Source organism: Rhodococcus indonesiensis (assembly GCF_047782815.1).
GTDB classification, from domain to species: Bacteria; Actinomycetota; Actinomycetes; order Mycobacteriales; family Mycobacteriaceae; genus Rhodococcus; species Rhodococcus indonesiensis.
In genome coordinates, this window is sequence record NZ_CP180630.1 from 1748798 (window position 1) to 1767669 (window position 18872).

13 protein-coding genes are annotated in these 18872 nt (G+C 70.1%); 8 read left to right on the forward strand and 5 right to left on the reverse strand.

The window, feature by feature from the left end; all coding sequences use genetic code 11:
• The first annotated feature begins 3 nt into the window (after positions 1 to 3).
• Entirely contained in the window at positions 4 to 720 is a 717-nt protein-coding gene (locus tag ACM26Y_RS08275; RefSeq protein ID WP_140188432.1) for a maleylpyruvate isomerase family mycothiol-dependent enzyme, read from the forward strand.
• A gap of 55 nt (positions 721 to 775) precedes the next feature.
• Here ACM26Y_RS08275 and ACM26Y_RS08280 read toward each other — a convergent pair whose 3' ends face one another.
• Positions 776 to 1528 (reverse strand): ABC transporter permease, encoded by a 753-nt coding sequence (locus ACM26Y_RS08280; RefSeq protein WP_416063154.1) that lies wholly within the window; start codon positions 1526 to 1528, stop codon positions 776 to 778.
• Positions 1525 to 2454 carry an ABC transporter ATP-binding protein gene (locus ACM26Y_RS08285; protein ID WP_416063155.1) on the reverse strand — a complete coding sequence of 310 codons (930 nt, stop codon included), beginning with the start codon at positions 2452 to 2454 and terminating at the stop codon, positions 1525 to 1527. The genes ACM26Y_RS08280 and ACM26Y_RS08285 overlap by 4 nt, the downstream gene beginning before the upstream one ends.
• Before the next feature lie 132 nt (positions 2455 to 2586).
• On the opposite strand from ACM26Y_RS08285, the gene ACM26Y_RS08290 reads away from it, so the two are divergent.
• Both ACM26Y_RS08290 and ACM26Y_RS08295 read left to right on the forward strand, forming a co-directional pair.
• On the forward strand, positions 2587 to 2964 hold the full coding sequence (locus ACM26Y_RS08290) for a hypothetical protein (protein WP_416063156.1): 378 nt from the start codon (positions 2587 to 2589) through the stop codon (positions 2962 to 2964).
• A 168-nt stretch (positions 2965 to 3132) separates the two neighbouring features.
• A complete protein-coding gene (locus ACM26Y_RS08295) occupies positions 3133 to 3909 on the forward strand; it encodes an alpha/beta fold hydrolase (protein ID WP_416063157.1) in 777 nt (258 codons plus the stop codon).
• An 85-nt stretch (positions 3910 to 3994) separates the two neighbouring features.
• Here ACM26Y_RS08295 and ACM26Y_RS08300 read toward each other — a convergent pair whose 3' ends face one another.
• From ACM26Y_RS08300 to ACM26Y_RS08310, 3 genes are all read right to left on the reverse strand, one after another.
• Positions 3995 to 5860 (reverse strand): 3-oxoacyl-ACP synthase III family protein, encoded by a 1866-nt coding sequence (locus tag ACM26Y_RS08300; protein WP_003936216.1) that lies wholly within the window; start codon positions 5858 to 5860, stop codon positions 3995 to 3997.
• 50 nt (positions 5861 to 5910) lie between these two features.
• A complete protein-coding gene (locus tag ACM26Y_RS08305) occupies positions 5911 to 6744 on the reverse strand; it encodes a 3-oxoacyl-ACP reductase family protein (RefSeq protein ID WP_054375000.1) in 834 nt (277 codons plus the stop codon).
• An 886-nt stretch (positions 6745 to 7630) separates the two neighbouring features.
• Positions 7631 to 13114 carry a carboxyl transferase domain-containing protein gene (locus tag ACM26Y_RS08310; protein WP_416063637.1) on the reverse strand — a complete coding sequence of 1828 codons (5484 nt, stop codon included), beginning with the start codon at positions 13112 to 13114 and terminating at the stop codon, positions 7631 to 7633.
• An 803-nt stretch (positions 13115 to 13917) separates the two neighbouring features.
• On the opposite strand from ACM26Y_RS08310, the gene ACM26Y_RS08315 reads away from it, so the two are divergent.
• The 5 genes from ACM26Y_RS08315 (at position 13918) to ACM26Y_RS08335 (ending at position 18833) form a co-directional block, all read left to right on the forward strand.
• Positions 13918 to 14370 (forward strand): GyrI-like domain-containing protein, encoded by a 453-nt coding sequence (locus ACM26Y_RS08315; RefSeq protein ID WP_416063158.1) that lies wholly within the window; start codon positions 13918 to 13920, stop codon positions 14368 to 14370.
• A 53-nt stretch (positions 14371 to 14423) separates the two neighbouring features.
• On the forward strand, positions 14424 to 16271 hold the full coding sequence (locus tag ACM26Y_RS08320) for an acyl-CoA thioester hydrolase/BAAT C-terminal domain-containing protein (protein WP_416063159.1): 1848 nt from the start codon (positions 14424 to 14426) through the stop codon (positions 16269 to 16271).
• 70 nt (positions 16272 to 16341) lie between these two features.
• The gene (locus ACM26Y_RS08325; protein ID WP_416063160.1) at positions 16342 to 17520 is read left to right on the forward strand and encodes a hypothetical protein; all 1179 of its coding nucleotides are present in this window, start codon (positions 16342 to 16344) and stop codon (positions 17518 to 17520) included.
• 157 nt (positions 17521 to 17677) lie between these two features.
• The gene (locus ACM26Y_RS08330) at positions 17678 to 18136 is read left to right on the forward strand and encodes a hypothetical protein (protein ID WP_416063161.1); all 459 of its coding nucleotides are present in this window, start codon (positions 17678 to 17680) and stop codon (positions 18134 to 18136) included.
• A 76-nt stretch (positions 18137 to 18212) separates the two neighbouring features.
• A complete protein-coding gene (locus ACM26Y_RS08335) occupies positions 18213 to 18833 on the forward strand; it encodes a DUF6642 family protein (RefSeq protein ID WP_416063162.1) in 621 nt (206 codons plus the stop codon).
• The last annotated feature ends 39 nt before the right edge of the window (positions 18834 to 18872 follow it).

Here is an 18872-nt window from a genome sequence, read left to right on the forward strand (position 1 = left end):
CCTGTGGGGTTCAACGATCTCGACCTGTCCGAGCGGCTGCTGATCGCCCGGCGCGGCACCGCGTACTTCTCCCAGCGGCTCGCCGAACTCACCGACGACGAGCTGGACGCCCCGACCGCGCTCGAGGGATGGACCCGCAAGCACCTCGTCGCGCACGTCGGCTACAACGCCGCGGCCCTGTGCCGGCTCATGGACTGGGCGGCCACGGGCGTCGAGACGCCCATGTACGCCTCTACCGAGCAGCGCGCACAGGAGATCGCCGAAGGCGCCACCCTGAACGCCGCGGCGCTGCGGAACCTGTTCGCCCACACCGTGGCCCGGCTCGACGAGAAGTGGCGGCACCTGCCGGAGTCGGCATGGCAGGCGCAGGTCCGCACCGCGCAGGGCCGGATGGTGCCGGCCGAGGAGACCGCGTGGATGCGCACCCGCGAGGTGTGGATCCACGCGGTGGACCTGGGCAACGGTGCGCGCTTCGGCGACTTCCCGCCCGTCGTCCTCGACTCGCTGCTCGACGACATCGTGGGCATGTGGCGCAAGAAGGACCTCGGCGCCGGTCTCGTGCTCGAGGTGGAGGGCCACGCCCCGATCGCGGTCCGCGACGAGGCCGGCACGACCGCGAAGGTGAGCGGCCCGCTCGCCGCCGTCGTGCGCTGGGCCGCCGGGCGTGGCGCCGTCGGCCTCACCGCCGGCGCGGAGGAGCAACCACCGCGCTGGCTCTGAGCACCGTATACGGCAACGGGGGCCTGCGACCGGAGACGGTCGCAGGCCCCGTCGCTCAGCGCGTGTCCTCGGCGTGCAACCGCCACGCGATCGCGGCCACGCTGACGACCAGCAACCCGGCCATGACGGCAGCCGCACCGAGATCCCAGCCTCGATCCAGCCAGGGTCCGCGCAGCAGTCGCGCGGCGTAGGTGAGGGGGATGCCGTCGCCGAGCCGGCCCATCGTGGTGGGCAGGATCTCGCGCGGCGGGCCGGCGCCGCCGAGCATCATGAAGGTTAAGAACAGCAGCACCCCGAGGCCCTGGGCGGCGCGTGCGGTGGGCATGAGGATTCCGAGCAGCGCGCCGAGTGCGGCGAAAGCCGCGGTGACGAGTGTGTAGGCGGCGGCGAATCCGAGTGGGTTTCGCGGGAACGGGGCGTCGTAGCCGAGTATGGATGCGGCGGTCAGCAGGATCACCCCGGCCGTGGCGATGGCGGCGGTCACCGCCATATGCGCGGCGACCAGTGTCGCGGGCGCGATCGCCGAGGCCCGGAAGCGTCGTAGTACCCCCTGCTCCCGGTAACCCGCAAGGTGTACCGACAACGACAGCACCCCTGCCGTCGCCGCCACCAGCGCCACGTAGGAGGGCGTGTAGAAGTCGATGGCGCGCAGCCCCTCCCAGACCGTCGGATCGGCCCGCTGGCTGCTGAAGGCACCGTTGAGCACGTACAGGATCACCACCGGCAGCACGAGGACGAACAGCACCGTCAGTGGTTCCCGGGCGAAGAGCTTGATCTCCACCCAGGCCATCGCGGCGAACGTCTTCATCCGCCGCTCCCGGAACCCGCACCGTGGTCGGCCGTCAACGCGAGGTAGGCATCCTCGAGTGTGGGCAGCTCGGGCCGCAGGTCGTCGGGTTCGATGCCCCGCGCGACGAGCGCATGGGCGACGCGGGCGAGCAGCGGCCCCGTGCCGCTGACCCGGACCGTGCCGTCGGGTCCACGGTCCACGGCCGCGACGCCGGACACGGTGCCGACGAAGTCGAGATCGGTGTCCGGGGGAGCGGTGAAGTGCACTTGCTTGACGGGCTGGTACGCGGCGACGAGGTCGGCCGGCGTGCCGCCGGCGATCACGCGGCCGTCGACGAGCACGGCCAGACGGTCACAGAGCCGTTCGGCCTCGTCCATGAAGTGAGTCACCAGGATCACGGTCGAGCCGCGGTCCCGGACGGCGGCGACGAGATCCCACGCTATCCGACGCGCGGCCGGGTCCAGACCGGTGGTCATCTCGTCGAGGATCACCAGCTTCGGATCGGCGATCAGTGCCAGGGCGACGAACAGACGCTGTTTCTGGCCGCCGGACAGCTCACCGAATGCGGCCTTACGCCGCTCCGCCAGGCCCCACTCCTCGAGCAGGTGCTGCCACGGCGGCCCGCCTGGGTTGATCGTGGAGAACAACTGCAGCGCCTCGCCTACGCGCAAGCGGTCCGGTAACGCCGAATCCTGGAGCTGGCTGCCGACGATGCGCCGCACGCGCATCGGTTCGGTGACGGCGTCGTACCCGAAGACCTCGACACTGCCGGCGGTCGGACGCCGCAGCCCCTGCACACATTCCACGGTGGTGGTCTTGCCCGAGCCGTTGGGGCCGAGCAGTCCGAAGATCTCGCCCTGCTCGACTCGGAAGGACACGTCGGCCACGGCGACCGTGCGCCCGTACTGCTTGCGTAGTCCCCGCACCTCGACTGCCGCCCCCATGAGTTCACCGTAGGCCCGCCGTCCGGATTCCGTCCACGGTGATCATGTTGCGACCTGAAGGCAGTGACCCGGGGGCCTCGGCCTCTACCTTCCCTGTGCCCCGCCGAGGAGACTGACCCGCAAGAAGGCGCGGTGTGCGAGGAGGTGCTGGTCGTGCGCTGGGATCTGGGGATCGAGGGTGTGGGACTGCTCGCTGCCATGTCGCTGGGGTTCGGACTGATCGCGCACCTGATCGTGGGCAGAGGTGTGACGAGACGGCTGTGGCTCGTCTCGGCGATCGCGTATTTCGTTGCGGGAATTGCGGTCAGCGAAGTCTGGTTCGGTTGGGCGACAGAGGAGGACCTGCAGCCGAACATCGACGGGCTGTCCGTCGACGAGGTCCACCTGGTGACTTTCGCGGGTCTTCTTGCAGCCCTGATCGCGCGGTATGTGGTGCGGAGGAAGAGACACGGCGGGGATCGATCGGGGATCCGCATCCGACATTCCGGGAGAGCCGGCAAAGACCTGTAAGGCCGGCCGCTACCTGATCGAGAAGATCACGGCGATCGGGGTCCGCCGGACCTCGGCGCGGGGCATGATCTGCTCGGCCGCGAATGCGGGACGTGGAGCTGACGACCGGCTACCGCCCTGCACGCACCGGAAACGGGTGCGGCACGTCGGCGCTGGAAGGATGTCGGCATGAGCGAAACACACACCGTCGAATTCGGCGACGTGGAGATCGAGGTGCTCGTCGACGGAACCGGTCCGGCAGTGGTGTTGCTGCCGTCGCTCGGCCGCGACTCCTACGAGTTCGATCCGATCGCAGCCGATCTCGCCGCCGCGGGCTTCCGCGCGATCCGCCCCCAGCCGCGCGGCGTGGGCACGAGCCGCGGTCCGCTCGACGACCTCGACCTGCACGACCTCGCCCGCGACGTCGCCGAGGTGATCGAGCGGCTCGCTGTGGGCCCGGCCGTCCTCGCGGGGCACGCCTTCGGCCACTACGTCGCGCGGGTCCTCGCGACGGACCGGCCGGACCTGGTGCGCGGGGTCGCGATCCTCGCCGCGGGTGCCCGCCGGTTCCCGGAGTCGCTCACCGAGCGCGTCGCCAAGTGCTCCGACCTGACCCTGCCGGATTCCGAGCGGCTCGAGCACCTGCGGGCGGTGTTCTTCGCGGACGGGCACGACCCGTCGGTCTGGCTCGACGGCTGGTGGCCCGAGGCGATCGTCGCGCAGCGCCGCGCGATGGCCGCCACCGACAAGGAATCCTGGTGGCCGTTCGCACCGTCTCCGCTGCTGGACCTGCAGGCCGGCGACGACGTGTTCCGTCCGGCACCGACACGGGCCGAGCTCACGGAGGAGTTCGGCGCCGACCGGGTAACCGTCGTGCTGATTCCCGGTGCGGGACATGCCCTGATCCCCGAGGTTCCGCACGAGGTCGCGGACGCGCTCGTCGGCTGGGCCGGCACGTTGCCGTGACAGAGCACAGCCGCTCGGCCCCCAGTCGTCCGCCACTGCAATTGCAGCAGCGGACGACTGGGGGCCGAGCGGGTAGCCGGGTCGGCTACTGTGCGATCGCCACGACCGACGGATCGATCCGCATCACCGAGTAGCCGGCGACGGCTCCGGCGCCGAAGCCGGGTGCGAAGATCCGCACGGGCTCGGTGATGACGCCGTCGCGCACCGCGTCGTGGATCGCGAGCGGGATGCTCGCCGACGACGCGTTGCCGACCTTCTCGATGTTGAAGTACAGCCGGTCCGCCGCGAGTCCGGCCTTGGCCGCCAGGTCGATGATCATCGTCTTGTTCGCCTGATGCGGGACGACCAGGTCGATGTCGTCGAGCAGCGACTCGCCCTTGTCGAGGCCGGGCAGGGCGCGGACCTCGTCGAGCATCTGCGTCAGGTAGCGGCCCGCGAGGCTCTTGACCTCCGGCCCGTACACCGTGATCGCGTTGTCGAAGTCCGGGTTGGGCCAGATGATCGAGTTGACCTCGCTGGTGGGTCCGCTCGCGTAGGTCTGCAGGTACTCGATGTCGGGCTCGGCGCCCTCGGGGGCGACGCCGACGACGAGCGCGGCCGCACCGTCACCGAAGATCATCCGGGACGGACGGACACTGCCGATCTTGTCGGAGAACTTCTCCACACAGACCACGAGGACGGGACGGCGGATCTGCTGCAGGATCCGGGTCGCCTCGGCCAGCCCGTACGGCAGTCCCGCGCACGCCGCGACCAGGTCGAACGACGCGTGCGTCTGGGCGATGCCCAGTTCGCCCGACAGGTACGTCGCGAGCGAGGGGATGAGCCGGTCGCTGGTGCAGGTGCACACCAGCACCGCCCCGATGTCCGCCGGGCCGACCTGTGCCTTCTCGACGGCCGCGCGGGCCGCCTGCAGGGCGAGCTCGGAGAACGAGCCCGACGTGTAGCGACGCTGCTCGATCCCGGTCTTGGCGGTCACCTCGTCGGCGGTCATGGCCGACCAGTTGTACGCCGAGTTCCGGATCAGGTCCTCGTTGGTGCACACCACGTCACCGTGCGCGACGGCGAGCGCCTCGATGCGCGGCTGCACCGCGAAGTCGCGGCGCACGTCGATCGTCGGGTACGGCGTGGCCGGCGGGACGGGTTCGACGGCGGCGCGCTGGGGCGCCGGGGCGGTCCGGCCCGAGGTGACCCGCGAGATGAACCGCTGCACGTGCCGGTCCCGGGGGTGGAACACCACGACGTAGTCGTCGTCGCGGAGCTGGCCGACCTCGACGAGTTCGACCTGCTTGCGGTCCCAGGGCTGCTGGTTGTGCAGCACCATGGACCAGCGCCGCAGCGCCTCGAGCGCGGGGACGTCCTCGTGGCAGTCGAGGATCTCGTCGTAGCTGTAGACCCGGAAGTTCGGGTCGTAGCTGCCGAGCCGCAGCGTCATGTTCTTCGGGTCGGCGGTGAGCTGGGCGACGGTCGGCTTGACCGTCGGCAAGGCGCCGGCGACGTGCTTGCGGGCGGCGAAGACGTCGAAGACGGTCTCGAAGATGCAGTCCTCGGCGGCGTCGTCCCAGCCGGCGGGCAGCTGCCGGAAGGCGGCTTCCACCTCGGCGACCTTGCTCTCCTGATCGGGCCACGGCGTGAGGACCGGCATGTACAGGTCGTCGCGGGTGCGCGGCACGTCGGCCCAGCGGGTCGGCCGCTTGTCGAACATGGTGAGCGCGAAACGGTTGGCCCAGTACGCATTCAGTGCGACATCGCGCAGGAGTTCGACCTTGTTGCGGTAGTCGCCCCGCGTGTGGCGGGCGAGGATCTCCGAGGCCGTCGGCGCCTTGGTGTCGAAGTCGCGGCGGATCACGGAGTCGAGCTGCTCGACGTCGGTGACGGTCGAGAAGTCGATGTCGGGAAAGAAGTTGGAAGGGAAGACGATCCGCCCGTGGCGGTTCGTTTCGAAGGGCTGCATGTGCCGGGCCGTTCAGTCGAGGGTGAGTTCGTGGAGCCGGGAAGGCAGGATCACATGTCCAGTCCGCCGTTGACGCCCCACACCTGACCCGTGATGTAGGACGAGGCGTCGGCAGCGAGGAAGTGCACGACGCGGGCGATCTCCTCGGGGTCGGCGAGGCGGTTGACCGGGATGGTGCTCTTGATGCGGTCGAGGACCTTGTCCGGGATGGTCTCGACCATCTCGGTCGCGACGAAGCCCGGGGTGACGGCGTTGACGGTGACCCCGATGCTGTCCGGGGTGAGCTTGCCGGAGCGGGCCAGCGCGAACGCGGCCTCCTTGGCGAGGGTCTTGGTCAGGCCGAACATGCCGGCCTTGGACGCCGCGTAGTTGGCCTGGCCGATGTTGCCGGTCTCGCCGATGACCGAGGAGATGTTGACGATGCGTCCCGTGCCGCGCTCGAGCATGTGCCGCAGCGCCGCCTGGGCCAGGAAGAAGGTGCCGGAGAGGTTGGTGGCGATGACGTTGTTCCAGTCGTCGTCCTCCATCTTCAGCACCGTGCGGTCGATGGTGATGCCGGCGTTGTTGATCAGGATGTCCAGACGGCCGTGGCGCTCGATGACCTCGTCGATGGTGCGACGGCAGTCGTCGGCGTTCGCGACGTCGCCCTTGTGCACGCTGTACTCGACGCCGTCCTGGCCGTGGGCCTGCATGCCCGCGAGGAACTGGTCGGCCTGGGCGGTGTTGCGGCCGTATCCGGCAGCCACCGTGGCGCCCTGGGCGGCGAGGCTGCGGCTGATGGCCGCGCCGATGCCGCGCGTTCCACCGGTCACGAATGCGACGCGGCCGCGCAGCTTGGTGCCGGCGGCGGTGGTACGGGACGACGGTTCGATGGTGCTGGTCATGTCGGTTCTCCCTCGAATGCGGCGAGCTCGACGGATGCCGTCGAGTACAGATGTGTCGAGCCGGTGATACCGGTGTCCCGAGCGTCGGTGCCCGGATTCCGGTCGGCGTGGCTGCTACCGCGAGTTGCTGATGTGAGCGTCCCTGCACGCTCCGCGATATTCGCCCCTGCCAACCGAATTCACGTAGATGCTCCGCTCGTTCTCCCCTGTCGACATCAATGATGCAGCATTACGCGGCTCGTGTCATGTCCTACGACAAAGATGTTGTGCTGTGCAATGACTTACGCTAATGACATTGAATAGTGTTGTATGCCAATCTATTACACGTCCACAGTGACGTTTGCCCGCGTACCGGCCGACTGCATGTCCGTTCCGGGACCTTTGCCACAAAATGCCACGGCCGGAGGGTGGTTCGAAATGGCGCGCGATACTACCCGGTGGTCAGGACAGAGGCGTACATGCAGCCGGTTTGTCGACGATTCGATCAGGTAGATTCCAAATGTACTGCATGACAACGATATTCGACACGACGTGCGTGGAGACCGCGTCGGTGGTGGCGGCATCCGCTCGGTAGCACCGAGTGCCAACAAGGTGCATGTAGCGGCCCGGCCCGGGCTCGTGTGCGGTGAAAACCGGTACCCGCGCACCCGTGTTCCCAAACCTGTGAGCTTGCTCACTGTCTCGAATTTTCCCGGGCTGGACCACCCTCATCCGGGGGGCATGGGCGAGCGGATCGACTGGACCGGATACCCCCAGGGCGTCGCACAGCCGCCCCGGGCGGAGAAGGTACCGGGACGGCCGGCACGAGGCGCTGACGGGCTCCTCGGGGCACGAGAAAGGGCCCCGCACCGAAGAATCGGTGCGAGGCCCTTTCGGGGTCGTGCTGCTACTGCGCGAGCACCTTCGCCATGCCGCGCTCGACGGCGGCGACGATCTCCGGCCGCAGACCCGCCGCAGGGATGATCGAATGCACGGAGCCGACCTGCTGGGCGCGCTGGATGTTGTGGATGGCCTCGAACTCCGCAGCCACCTCACCGAGCTTCTCCGACCGCACCGCGGTGCGCTGCGTCGCCAGCTCGACCCGCAGGCGGGCCTTCTCCCCGTCCTCGGCCGCAGCGAGCTGCGCCTCGAGTTCGGTGATCCGGGGATCCGCCGCGGTGCGCGCATTGACGTCGCGGGTGAACACCACCGCCGCGGCGGGGGCGCCGCCGAGGACGGAGGCGAACGAGCCCTCCACCGCGAGCACCTCCATGTTCTCGTTCAACGCACCGGAGAACACCACGAAGGCACCACCGTGGTAGCGGGAGACCACGACGAAGACGATCGGACCGTCGAAATTGACGATCGCCCGGCCGATCTCGGCGCCGTTCTCGAGCTGCAGGTTGCGCAGCGACTCGGGGGAGCCGTCGAACCCGGACAGGTTCGCCAGCACCACCACGGGCCGGTTGCCGCTCGCCGCGTTGATCGCCCGCGCGGTCTTCTTCGACGACTTCGGGAACAGCGTGCCCGAGGTCCACTGGTCCGGTCCGTCGGTGGGGAACCAGCCCTTGCGGGAGATCGCGCGGGACTCGATGCCGATCACCGTCACCGCGTTGCCACCGAGGTGCGCGTCGAACACCACCGACGTGTCGGCGTCGGCCATGTCCGCCCACCGCTCGAGCACCGGGTGGTCCTGGTCGACCACCGCACGCATCACCGTGCGGATGTCGAACGGCTTCTTGCGGTCCGGGTTGGTCTCCGCGGAGAAGATGTCGCCCACCGTCGTGAAGTCGCTCGACGGATGCACGTGCGGGTACACCCGCACGTCGCGGTCGACCGGGTCGACGGTCTCGGCCTTGCGGGGGAACCGCTCGCCCGGGGCGAGGTAGGCGTGCTCGTAGTGCCCGAAGAGCACCTCGACCGCCGCCGACAGGTTCGGGGCCCAGTACTGCGCCTGACCGTTGGGGCCCATGACGCGGTCGTAGCCGCCGATGCCGAAGTTGTCCTCGGCCGAGACACCACCGGAGTAGTCGAGGGACTGCTTGCCGGTCAGCACCATCGCGCTGTCCGGGGTCATCACCAGGATGCCCTTGGTGTGCATGAGCATCGTCGCCTCGGCGTTCCAGTACGGCTGGGCGCCGACGTTGATGCCCGTGACCACGACGTTGATCTCGCCGCCGCCCTGCGTGAAGGTGATGATGCGGCGCAGGGCCCGCGACACCCAGTCCATGTTCTCGGTGCCGGACTCCATCGAGATCGTGGCGCCGGAGGACAGCGCGAACCACTCGACGGGCGCGCCGAGCTGCTCGGCCAGGTCGATCGCGGCGACGACCCGCGCGCACTCGGCCTCCGCGACGGTGCCGAGCGCCTTCGTCGGATCACCGAACAGCGCCACCCGGGTCATGCCCTCCGGGTACCGCGGCGTCGGGGTGGTGACCAGCCCGACGACGAGCCCGGCCTTGTTCCGGCCGTACGGGCGCTGCACCGGCACCACGGCACCGGACTCGTCGAGGTCGTACTCGACGAAGCTGCCGTTCCTGCCGGTGAGCAGCGGGATCAGCTCGTACGGGTACACGGTGCCGCGGGCCCGCGAGCGCTGCACCTTCTGGGTGTACTCGTCGAGCGGCTGCAGCGGCTCCTTCGGCGGATCGGTCACGCGCACCACCACGCCGGCGCCGGAGCGGTACGAGAACCGCAGGGCCACCTCGCGGGGCTCGGCGTCGGCGGTCTCCCGCCACCAGCCGATGACGGTGATCTCCTCGAGGCCGGCGCCGACGGTGAGCGGGGCCGCCCCACGGCTGACCCGCTTGAGGTCGTCGATGCTCAGGTCCACCTCGGGCCACACGAACAGCACCACGCGGTTCGCGTCGAGGCGGCGCTTGCCGCGCCCGGCCTGCGACCGGCGGATGGCGTCGAGGCAGCTCGACAGGGCCCGCTCGAACGCGGGCAGCCCCACGATCGTGCCGGTCTCGTCGCGCTGCGGGGTCAGGTCCCGCACCTCGGCGAGCGCGATGAGCCGCTCGTCGGACGGGTTCTCGTTCGCCGCAATGTGATACAGGTACGAGTCCGGGTTCGCCGGCAGGCGGGTGCCGACGAAGTTCTTCAGCCGCCACAGGTCCAGACGCTGACCGGTGAGCGGGTGCATGTCGCGGATGTTGGTTTCCTCCGCGTACCCGGTCTCGAACGGGCGGAACGTGAAGACGTGCTCCTCGGCGCGGTCGGTGTGGCACACCGTCACCGTGACCCGGCGGGCGGAGGCGGTGATCGCACGCTCGGACAGCACCGTGTGCAGCGCCGCGGCCTGCGCGTCGGCGTCGGCGGGCGCGTCGTCCCACGCGAGATACAGGTCGATCACCAGGTTCTCGGTGCCGGGCAGGGTGCGCGCCGACTCCTCGACGACGTCCAGCGCCGCCCCGAGCTCGGCGTGCCGGCCCTCGGTGGAGATCAGATACAGGCGGGTGCCGCGCAGATCGAAGTTGCCGGTGACGAACTGCCGGCCCCCGCGCACGTCGGACTGCACCTGCTCGAGCGTGCGGATCTTGTAGGCGCGACGGGTGATGACCTCGAGCAGCGGCCCCGGCACGGTCTCCGGCCGGGCGATCTGCTGCGCGAGCAGGTCGATCAGCGGCTCGGGCGTGGCCACGAGGGCCTCGACCCGCTGCGCGTAGTCGGCGGCGCCGGGGTTGTCGGCGAGGTGGGCGAGGCTGCCGCGCACCCCGTCGTACACCTGCTCGCGGACCTTGCGGATCACCGGCTCCTCGAAGAGGCGGTAACGCAGGTTGCGGGCGGCGTCGCCGATGACGGGGAAGCGCACCTGGGTGGCGACGATGAGCCGGTCGAGGACCTCGTTGAGTTCCTGCGAGATGCCGGCCGGTCCCTCGGTCTCCGCGAGCCAGCGCTCGAGCAGCGCCGAGACCACCGGAACCTGCGTCTCGATGCGCTGCTGCGCGAGGAACAGCCGGTAGACGGCCTCCTCGAGCTCGGGGGTGCGGTCCAGCTCGGTGACGTCGTAGTGCCGCAGCGCCTGCGCCAGCCGGGCCCGGAAGCTCTCGGGCAGGCCGCCGACCTCGACGTCGAGGGACTGCAGGTAGCCGTGGAAGTGCTCGCGGGGGCTGTGCACCCGCTCGTCGCCGGTCTCCTCGTCCTGCGTCGGCCGGTTGCGCGAGAGCTCGCACACGTCGGCGAACGTGGTGAGCAGGGCCAGCTCGGCCCGCACCAGGTCGCAGTTCCCGGCGGTCTCGCTGCGCAGCCGGTCGTACTCGGCGAGCAGCGTGGCGGTGCGCTTGCCCGAGACGTCGTAGCCGGTGACGAGCGCTTCGAGGGCGTCGAGCCGGGCCAGCGCGTCGGCGGCGGCGTCGCCGGTGACGACGGCGGCGGGCGCGGGGAACTGCACGCGCTCGACGGTCTCGGTGACGGTCTCCTCGGCGATCTGATCCACCCGCAGCAGCGGCGTGCCCGCGTCGACCTGCGAGTTGACCACAGCGAGGACCTCGCGGACACGGCCGGCGAACGGCGCACGCACCGCGGTCTCCATCTTCATGGACTCGAGCACCACCAGCGTCTGGCCGGCCTCGACCTCGTCGCCGGGCGCGACTGGCACGGCGACGACGACGGCGGGCGCGGGGGTGCGCACGACGCCGGCCTCGTCCTGGCTGATCTGGTGGCTGATGCCGTCGACCTCGACGAGATAACCGGTGGCGCCGGCGATCGAGACGACGTGGTGGCGGCGGCCGGCCAGGACGAGCCGGGACTCGAACTGCCCGAGCCGGTCGACGTCCACCTCGAGTTCGCCGTTGCCGGCGTCGACGCGGTAGCGGTGCGGGCCGACCTGCCCGACGAGCAGCTCGTACGCCTGGCCCTGGTAGCTCAGCTCGACCTTGCGGCCGACGGAGTGCCCGGCGCGGGGGCGGCCGCCGCGGGCGGAGGTGAGGAACGCGGCGCGCTCGTGGGTCTCCTCGGCGTCGTAGACGTCGACGGCCGTGGCGATCAGCGCGATGTCGGCGACGCGCGACGGACCGGTGGCGGTGCCGGCGCCGGTGCGGTCGAGCCAGCCGGTGTCGGCCGAGGCGGAGATCACCTCGTCGCGGTCGAGCAGGTCGAGCAGGAACGACTTGGTGGTGGTGCCGCCCTCGAGGACGACGGTGGTCTCGCGCAGCGCGGTGCGCAGGCGAGCCAGGGACTCGTCGCGGTCGCGGCCCCACGCGATGATCTTGGCGACCATCGAGTCGTAGTCCGGCGGGATGACGTCGCCCTGGGCGATGCCGGTGTCGACGCGCAGGCCGGAGCCGAGCGGGAACTTGAGCAGCTGCACGGAGCCGGGGGCGGGGGCGAAGCCGTTGTCGGCGTCCTCGGCGTTGAGCCGCGCCTCGACGGCGTGGCCGAACTCGGGCGGGCAGTCGCCGGGCAGCTTCTCGCCGGACGCCACGAGGATCTGCAGCTTGACCAGGTCGATGCCGGTGGTGGCCTCGGTGATGGGGTGCTCGACCTGCAGGCGGGTGTTGACCTCGAGGAAGGTGAAGATCTTCAGGTCGGGCTGGTAGAGGTACTCGACGGTGCCGGCGCCGCAGTACCCGGCGGCGCGCACGAGGTCGGCGGAGACCGAGCGCAGGTGGTCGGCCTGCTCCTTGGTCAGCAGCGGCGAGGCCGACTCCTCGATGACCTTCTGGTTCTTGCGCTGGATGGAGCAGTCGCGCACACCCGGTGCCCACACGTTGCCGTGCGCGTCGGCGATGACCTGGACCTCGACGTGGCGGGCGTCGGTGACGAGACGCTCGATGAACACCACGGGGTCGCCGAACGAGCGCTCGGCCTCACCCTGGGTGCGCTCGAGGGCGAGCTCGAGCTCGTCCTCGGAGTACACCTTGCGGATGCCGCGGCCGCCGCCGCCGGAGCGGGCCTTGATGATCAGCGGGTAGCCGATGGCCTGCGCGTGCCGGCGGGCGTCGGCGCGGGTCTCGACCGGTCCACCCGACCACGGGGCGACCGGCACGCCGACCTTCTCGGCGAGCAGCTTGGCCTCGACCTTGTCGCCGAGCAGGCGCATGGCCTCGGCCGACGGGCCGATGAAGGTGATGTTCAGGCGGGCGCAGACCTCGGCGAAGGCGGGATCCTCGGCGACGAAGCCCCAGCCGACCCACACGGCGTCGGCCTTGGCCTCGACGAGGGCGCGCTCGAGTTCGGCGTGGTCGAGGTAGGGGGTGGCGGCCGTGGTGGACGGCCGCAGGGTGACGTCCTCGTCGGCCTGGCGGACGAACATCGCCCGCCGTTCGGCCTCCGTGTGCAGGGCGATCGTCTTGATGTCGTAGTCGTGCTCGGAGTTGAGCTCCCGGACTGCTCTGATGAGGCGTACCGCCGCCTCACCTCGGTTGACCACCGCGATCCGTTTGAACATACTCGTTGCCACCGTTCTCCAGGTTTGTGCGCGCTCGTGCGACGCTCGTCGAAGCTTCTCGCCAGTGAGTGAAGAAAGTTAACCGATGCCGAGGCCCGCGTCACGGGTTGATAACGCGAGCAAGAACATGTATCGGTCGGCTCCTCGTGTCGGCGTATGCGTGCGGACGTGTGCACCGACTGTCCCGGCGGGTGCCTGGGAGTCGGCGGACAGGCGGTCGGCCTCGTCCCGCGGACCGTCGTCGTCGACGGCCGAGTGCCCCCCGGTGGGGACGATCCTTCCGCTAACAGCATGAAGGAAACATGAGGGTTTGTCACGTTTTGTGGCCTCGCAGGCCGAGTTCGGTGGTTCCCGCGGCGTTGTTCGTCGGAAGATGTTGGCGGACAGCGAATTACGGGTCGGTATTCGGACGTGACGCCGCTCCGGTCCCGTCGCACTCGCGAATACCGCCCGGTAACACCGGGCAGTAACATTAGGGCAGTTGATCTTTCGGGCGGCGGGCCGCCGGGTCTGCGAGCGCTCCCGCCTATGTGAATTGCCCAGTATCGGACCGGCATCCACGCCGCGAACGGGATGAAACGGGCATCCGCCGGCGGCCGGTGGTCCCGTCGCACCGTCGCGGGGGAGATGCGAACGGGCCGTGTTCCGCTGTGACGATTGTCACGGTCACCGCTCGCGGGTTCGGCCGAATGTCACACCGGTTCGATCACATCGACCGGATGTCACATTCGGCCCACCGAAAGTTCACGAACCGGTGCCGTGGGTCGCCTATCGTGGCCACAGGCTTCGACAGGGGAGGACGCATGCCCGAGATCGTGCACGCACCGGCCAGGCACCTGGCCGCCGTGGAATTCCACACCGACGTGGCCCACATCGGTGAACACATCGGCGCGGCGTACGGCGCCGTCGAGCAGTACCTCACCGGCGCGGGTACGCCGCCGTCCGGCCCGGCCTTCGCGTACTACCGCAACTTCACCAAGGACGGCTTCGACGGAGCCGCCGGCTTCGAGGTCTCCACCCCGATCGAGGGCGACGGGCACGTGGTCCCGGTCGACCTGCCCGCCGGCGACGTCGCGACCGAGACCCACCTCGGCCCCTACGACACGCTCGAGCACACCTACGAGGTTCTTGCCGCGTGGGCCGCGCGGGAGGGGCACGACCTCGACCTGAGCACCGCGTGGGAGGAGTACTGGAGCCCGCCGGGCACGCCCGCCGAGGAAGTGCGCACGGTGATCTACGTACCCGTGAAGTCCTGAGGCGTATCGCGGAAGCGACCCCACGCGTCCCGGCGGCGGGAGACAATCCGCGAATGTCCCTCGTCGTCGGATTCGCGCCGTGGATCCTGTACTGGATCCTCGTCGGCAACACCGGGTTCGTCACCGCCGTGGCTGCCGCCCTGGCCCTCGCCGCCGCCGGTCCGCTCGTGCAGCGCCTGCGCGGAAAGCCGTGGCGCTCCCTCGACGTCGGCACCGTCGTCGTCTTCGCGCTGCTGCTCGTCGCCACCCTCACCCTCGACGACGCCGTCCTCGAACGCTGGCTGCAACCGATCGGCAACCTCGGACTGCTGCTCGTCGTCCTCGTCGGCATCCTCGCCGGACGGCCCTTCGTGCGCGAATACGCCGTCGAGACAGTCGATCCCGCAACCGCAGCCTCCGGCGGATTCCGGTACGTCACCACCGCGATGACGTGGATGTGGGCCGCCGCCTTCGCCGTGATGACCGTATCCTCGCTGATCCCACCGATCGTCGACGGAGACGCCACCGTCCGCGACGAGACCGACGCGCTGTCCGTCGTCGGGTACTGGGTCGTCCCGTTCGTCGTCCTGGGCGCGGCCGGGCTGGTCTCGGCCCTGTTCCCCAAGTGGTTCGACACGAACTCCGCGCTCGCCGCCACCGCCAACCCGCACCCCGAACCCGAATCCCCGACCGCACCACCGCCGGACCTCGACTCGGCCCGCGTCCACCTCGTCGCACCGCGGCAGTCCCGGCACGACGAACCGTTCCGCCTCACCGTCGCCGGATCGCGGCCCGACGCGACGATCACCGTCACCGCAGAGGGCACCGACATGTTCGGCGCCCGCTGGCGGTCCAGCCGCACCTACGACGGCAGTGTCGACGTGGTCGACGAACCGTTGTGGGACATGCGGTTCGACGAACCCGACCGCGTACCCGACCTGTTCGTCCCGCCGCCCGGCCGGTGGCCGGTCACCCTCACCGTCACCGAAGGACCCCACACCGCGCGTCGCACGGTGATCCGGGCCGACGCCGCACCGGGAGTGATCGTCGAGGACGTCAACGTCGACGGCCGCCCCGGTCTGCTCGCCCGTCCGGACGGTCCGACACCGCCCCGCGGATGGTCGGCGGTGCTGTGCGTCGGCGGCTCCGAGGGTGGCGTCGACTCCCAGCGCGCCACCGTCTCCGTCCTCGCCTCGCACGGTCACCTGGCCCTCGCCTACTCGTGGCTCGACGAGAACTCCGAGGTGGCCGGGGTACCGCTCGAACGCTTCACCGGCGCGCTGCGCCACCTCGCCGGCCTGCCCGAGATCGGCAGCGTCGCCGCCATCGGCATCTCCCGGGGAGCCGAGGGGCTCCTCGCCGCCGTCGCCGCCGACGGGACGCCACTGCGGGCGCTGGTGCTGATCAGTCCCAGCTCCGTCGCGTGGCAGGGACTCGGGCCGGACGGCGAGATCCCGGACACCCCGTCGTGGACCCTCGGCGGCGAGGCCCGGCCCTGGGCGCCGCTGCCCAGCTCCGCGCTGATGCCGCAGATGATCCGCAACGCCTGGCGCGCCGGCCGCGACGTCGCCCGGCACCGGCCGTCGCTGCTGCGCCTGGCCGACGCCTACCGCGCGGGACTGCGCGACGCACCCGAACCCGCCCACCTGCGGGCCGAGAAGGTCGACGCCCCGATCCTGTGCATCACCGGCACCGACGACCAGCTGTGGCCGTCCACCGACATGGCGGGCGCACTGCTCGCCCGCCGCGGCGACGGCCGCGACCGGCACCTGTCCGTCGAGGACGCGGGCCACCTCATCCGTCTCGGCATGTTCCCCGGCGACGCCCAGTGGACCGGCGGCATCGCGTTCGGTGGCACCCCGGCCGGGCAGGGCCGGGCCCAGCGCGCCGCGGTCGACGCCGTCACCGAATTCCTCGCCTGACCGGCGCCCCCGCCGCGCCACCCGGATTTCTGGAACAGTGGAAAGGTCCGGACACCACGAGGAGGTCCCGATGTCCGACGCCCCACAGTTCCCGGTCGGGTTCGAACCGGCCGAGCAGCGCCGCGAGCGCATGGCCGCGCAGGTGCGCCGCTGGTGCGAGCAGCACCGGCTCGACGGCCGGCACGCCCCGCTGTCGGACGCGGCCGCCCTCTGCCTGGCCGCCGGCCGCCTCGACGACGAGACCCGCGACATCCTGGCCCGGCGCCGGCGGATCGGCCGCGGCCTGCCCACCCTCGGCGGATTCGGGGCGCTGCGGCACCTCACGGACGAGCACGCGCGTCTCACCGCGCGGGCCGCCGACCTGCGCCCCGGGGCCGCCCGGCTGGTGTTCGAATACCGGGCGGGTGAGCTCGCCAAGCGGCTGCGCAACGCGCACTACACGCTCACCGTCTCCGGCCGGCACTACGCGCAGGGCGTGCGGGCCGTGCGGCGGGAACGACGTGACGGGGTGCACCTCGACCCGCACCAGCGCGACGCCCTGTTCGCGGCGCTGCAGCACACACCCGCGCCCGTCCCCGAGAAGATGGCCGATCAGGTGCGCGGCGCCGTGCTCGGCGTGGCCGTGGACCGCGTGACGCGCTGGTCCGACGGCACCGCCGCGGCCGCCGCGGGACGTCGCGCCGCCGACGCCCTCGGCCGGCAGGTGCCCGGCGACGACGACCACTTCGTCGACCGGTACGACACCCTGCTCTTCCTCGCCGGCACCCTCTACGACCGCATCGAGGGCTCCACCGCGTGGCACTCCGAGCATCTCGCGGTGCAACGGTCCCAGCTCGATCTCGCCGACGAGCTGACCCAGATCGCCGTCGACGCCGTCACGCTGCGCGGTCTGCTCGCCGAACTCGCCGACGCCCGCCGCGCCGCGCCGTCCGCACGCGCGGCCGTCGACGCGCGCATCGCCGCCCTCGAACCGGTGTGGGACCAGCTCCTCGACCGGGTGGCGGCCCTGGCGCGCATCGGCGAGCTGCTCACCGTCGCCGAGATGCAGCTGCGCACCGCCGAGGTCGAGGCCCGCACCGCCAGCCTCGACGAGCGGATCGACTCCCTCATCGGCCGCTCGGGCGCGCGGGAGCTCTCGGCCGACAACACCCACTTCGTCGGCGATCAGTTCGGGATCGCCGCGGAGCTGATGGGTTCGCTGCGGTCGGAGCTCCACGGCGACATCGCGGAGCTCACCGCGCGGGAGTAGTCCCGCCGGATTGTCAGCGGTCACAGCCCTTCTCGTCGACCGTTCCGACGTGGCCCGACGGCCCTGCTCCTTCCGCGCCCGGTGCTGTAGCTTTCACGCGTTCTCGGGCGAAATCGATTGGGGGTGACCGGTGCTGCGCAGGGCATGGAGGTCGACGGTGCCGGCGTACGCGGCGGGGATCGCCCTGATGGCGACGATGTTCGTCGTCGCCGGATGCGGTGGGGCCGCCGACACAGTCCGGGTGCAGGACGACCCGATCCTCGAAGCGGAGTTCGACACGGTTCTGCTGAGCGGCGAACCGCGCACCCTGGCCGCCGTCGCCGACGGCGCCGGGCTGCCGCCGGGGTCGTGGGACCGCATGTACCGCTTCTCGATGCCCCTGCTGATGAGTTCGATCAACCGGGACCTCGGCCTGACCGGCACCGTGTGGGAGAACCTCCCGCAGACCACGGGTCAGGGTCTGTTCGTCTTCATGTCCGACGGCGCCGTCGTCCGCGCCGCCGTCGACCGCGCACCCGTCGTCGAGGTCGACGGCTACGGCACCCCCGACGCCAGGGTCGAAGCGTCAGCAAGTGAGGACGGAGCGGCGATCCGAATCCAGTCCTCGGGTCCGTAGTCCTTCGGTTTGCAGTGCTCCGGTGGGTGGGTAAACGCCGAACACACGCGCGGGGAACACCAAGGAGGGCGAGGTCGTGGGACGAGCAAACGCTCCAGGAGTTCTGTGTCTCGAAGGAGAGTGGGGCGAACGGCTCGCGGAGAGGACAAGTGTGGAGCCGGCACTCGAATTGCTCGAACGAAGCGGAGTGATCCGGTTGATTCATCGAGATATCGCGACGCGCGGAGAGCTGGAGCACTATCTCGATAGAGCCATGCGAAAGTCTTTCAAAGGCTTCGATTTAATCTTCCTGGCGTTTCACGGATCTCCGGAAACACTATGGCTCGGAAAGGACTGCATTACCTTTTCCGAGTTGGAAGAGGTGATGGCAGGGCGGTGTACGGGGAAGATCATCCACTTCGGGTCGTGTCAAGTTCTTGCAGCGGATGACGAGGTTCTCATACAATTCTGCCGACGGACAGGGGCGAGGGCCGTAGTTGGTTACACGAAGGACGTAGATATCATCACTACCGCTGCTTTTGAGATCCTCCTTGTCGCGGAATTGGTGAACTCGAGGAAGATGAAGCCCGCCTATGATCGCCTGGTGCGCCAGCATCCGGTCCTTACCGTCGAACTAGGATTTCGTATGGCGCACGCGCAGTGGACTTCAGATAGAAGGGTTGCGCTTCGCGCCTCATCCGGACCTACGGATCAATAGCCCAGAAACTCGATGCACTGTAATCGAGACTGGCTGGGT

Excerpts from the sequence above, each read along its gene's own strand:
- ACM26Y_RS08280 (WP_416063154.1), bottom strand. The coding sequence starts at position 1,528 with ATGAAGACGTTCGCCGCGATGGCCTGGGTGGAGATCAAGCTCTTCGCC.
- ACM26Y_RS08285 (WP_416063155.1), bottom strand. The coding sequence starts at position 2,454 with ATGGGGGCGGCAGTCGAGGTGCGGGGACTACGCAAGCAGTACGGGCGC.
- ACM26Y_RS08295 (WP_416063157.1), top strand. The coding sequence starts at position 3,133 with ATGAGCGAAACACACACCGTCGAATTCGGCGACGTGGAGATCGAGGTG.
- ACM26Y_RS08300 (WP_003936216.1), bottom strand. The coding sequence starts at position 5,860 with ATGCAGCCCTTCGAAACGAACCGCCACGGGCGGATCGTCTTCCCTTCC.
- ACM26Y_RS08305 (WP_054375000.1), bottom strand. The coding sequence starts at position 6,744 with ATGACCAGCACCATCGAACCGTCGTCCCGTACCACCGCCGCCGGCACC.
- ACM26Y_RS08310 (WP_416063637.1), bottom strand. The coding sequence starts at position 13,114 with ATGTTCAAACGGATCGCGGTGGTCAACCGAGGTGAGGCGGCGGTACGC.
- ACM26Y_RS08315 (WP_416063158.1), top strand. The coding sequence starts at position 13,918 with ATGCCCGAGATCGTGCACGCACCGGCCAGGCACCTGGCCGCCGTGGAA.
- ACM26Y_RS08320 (WP_416063159.1), top strand. The coding sequence starts at position 14,424 with ATGTCCCTCGTCGTCGGATTCGCGCCGTGGATCCTGTACTGGATCCTC.
- ACM26Y_RS08325 (WP_416063160.1), top strand. The coding sequence starts at position 16,342 with ATGTCCGACGCCCCACAGTTCCCGGTCGGGTTCGAACCGGCCGAGCAG.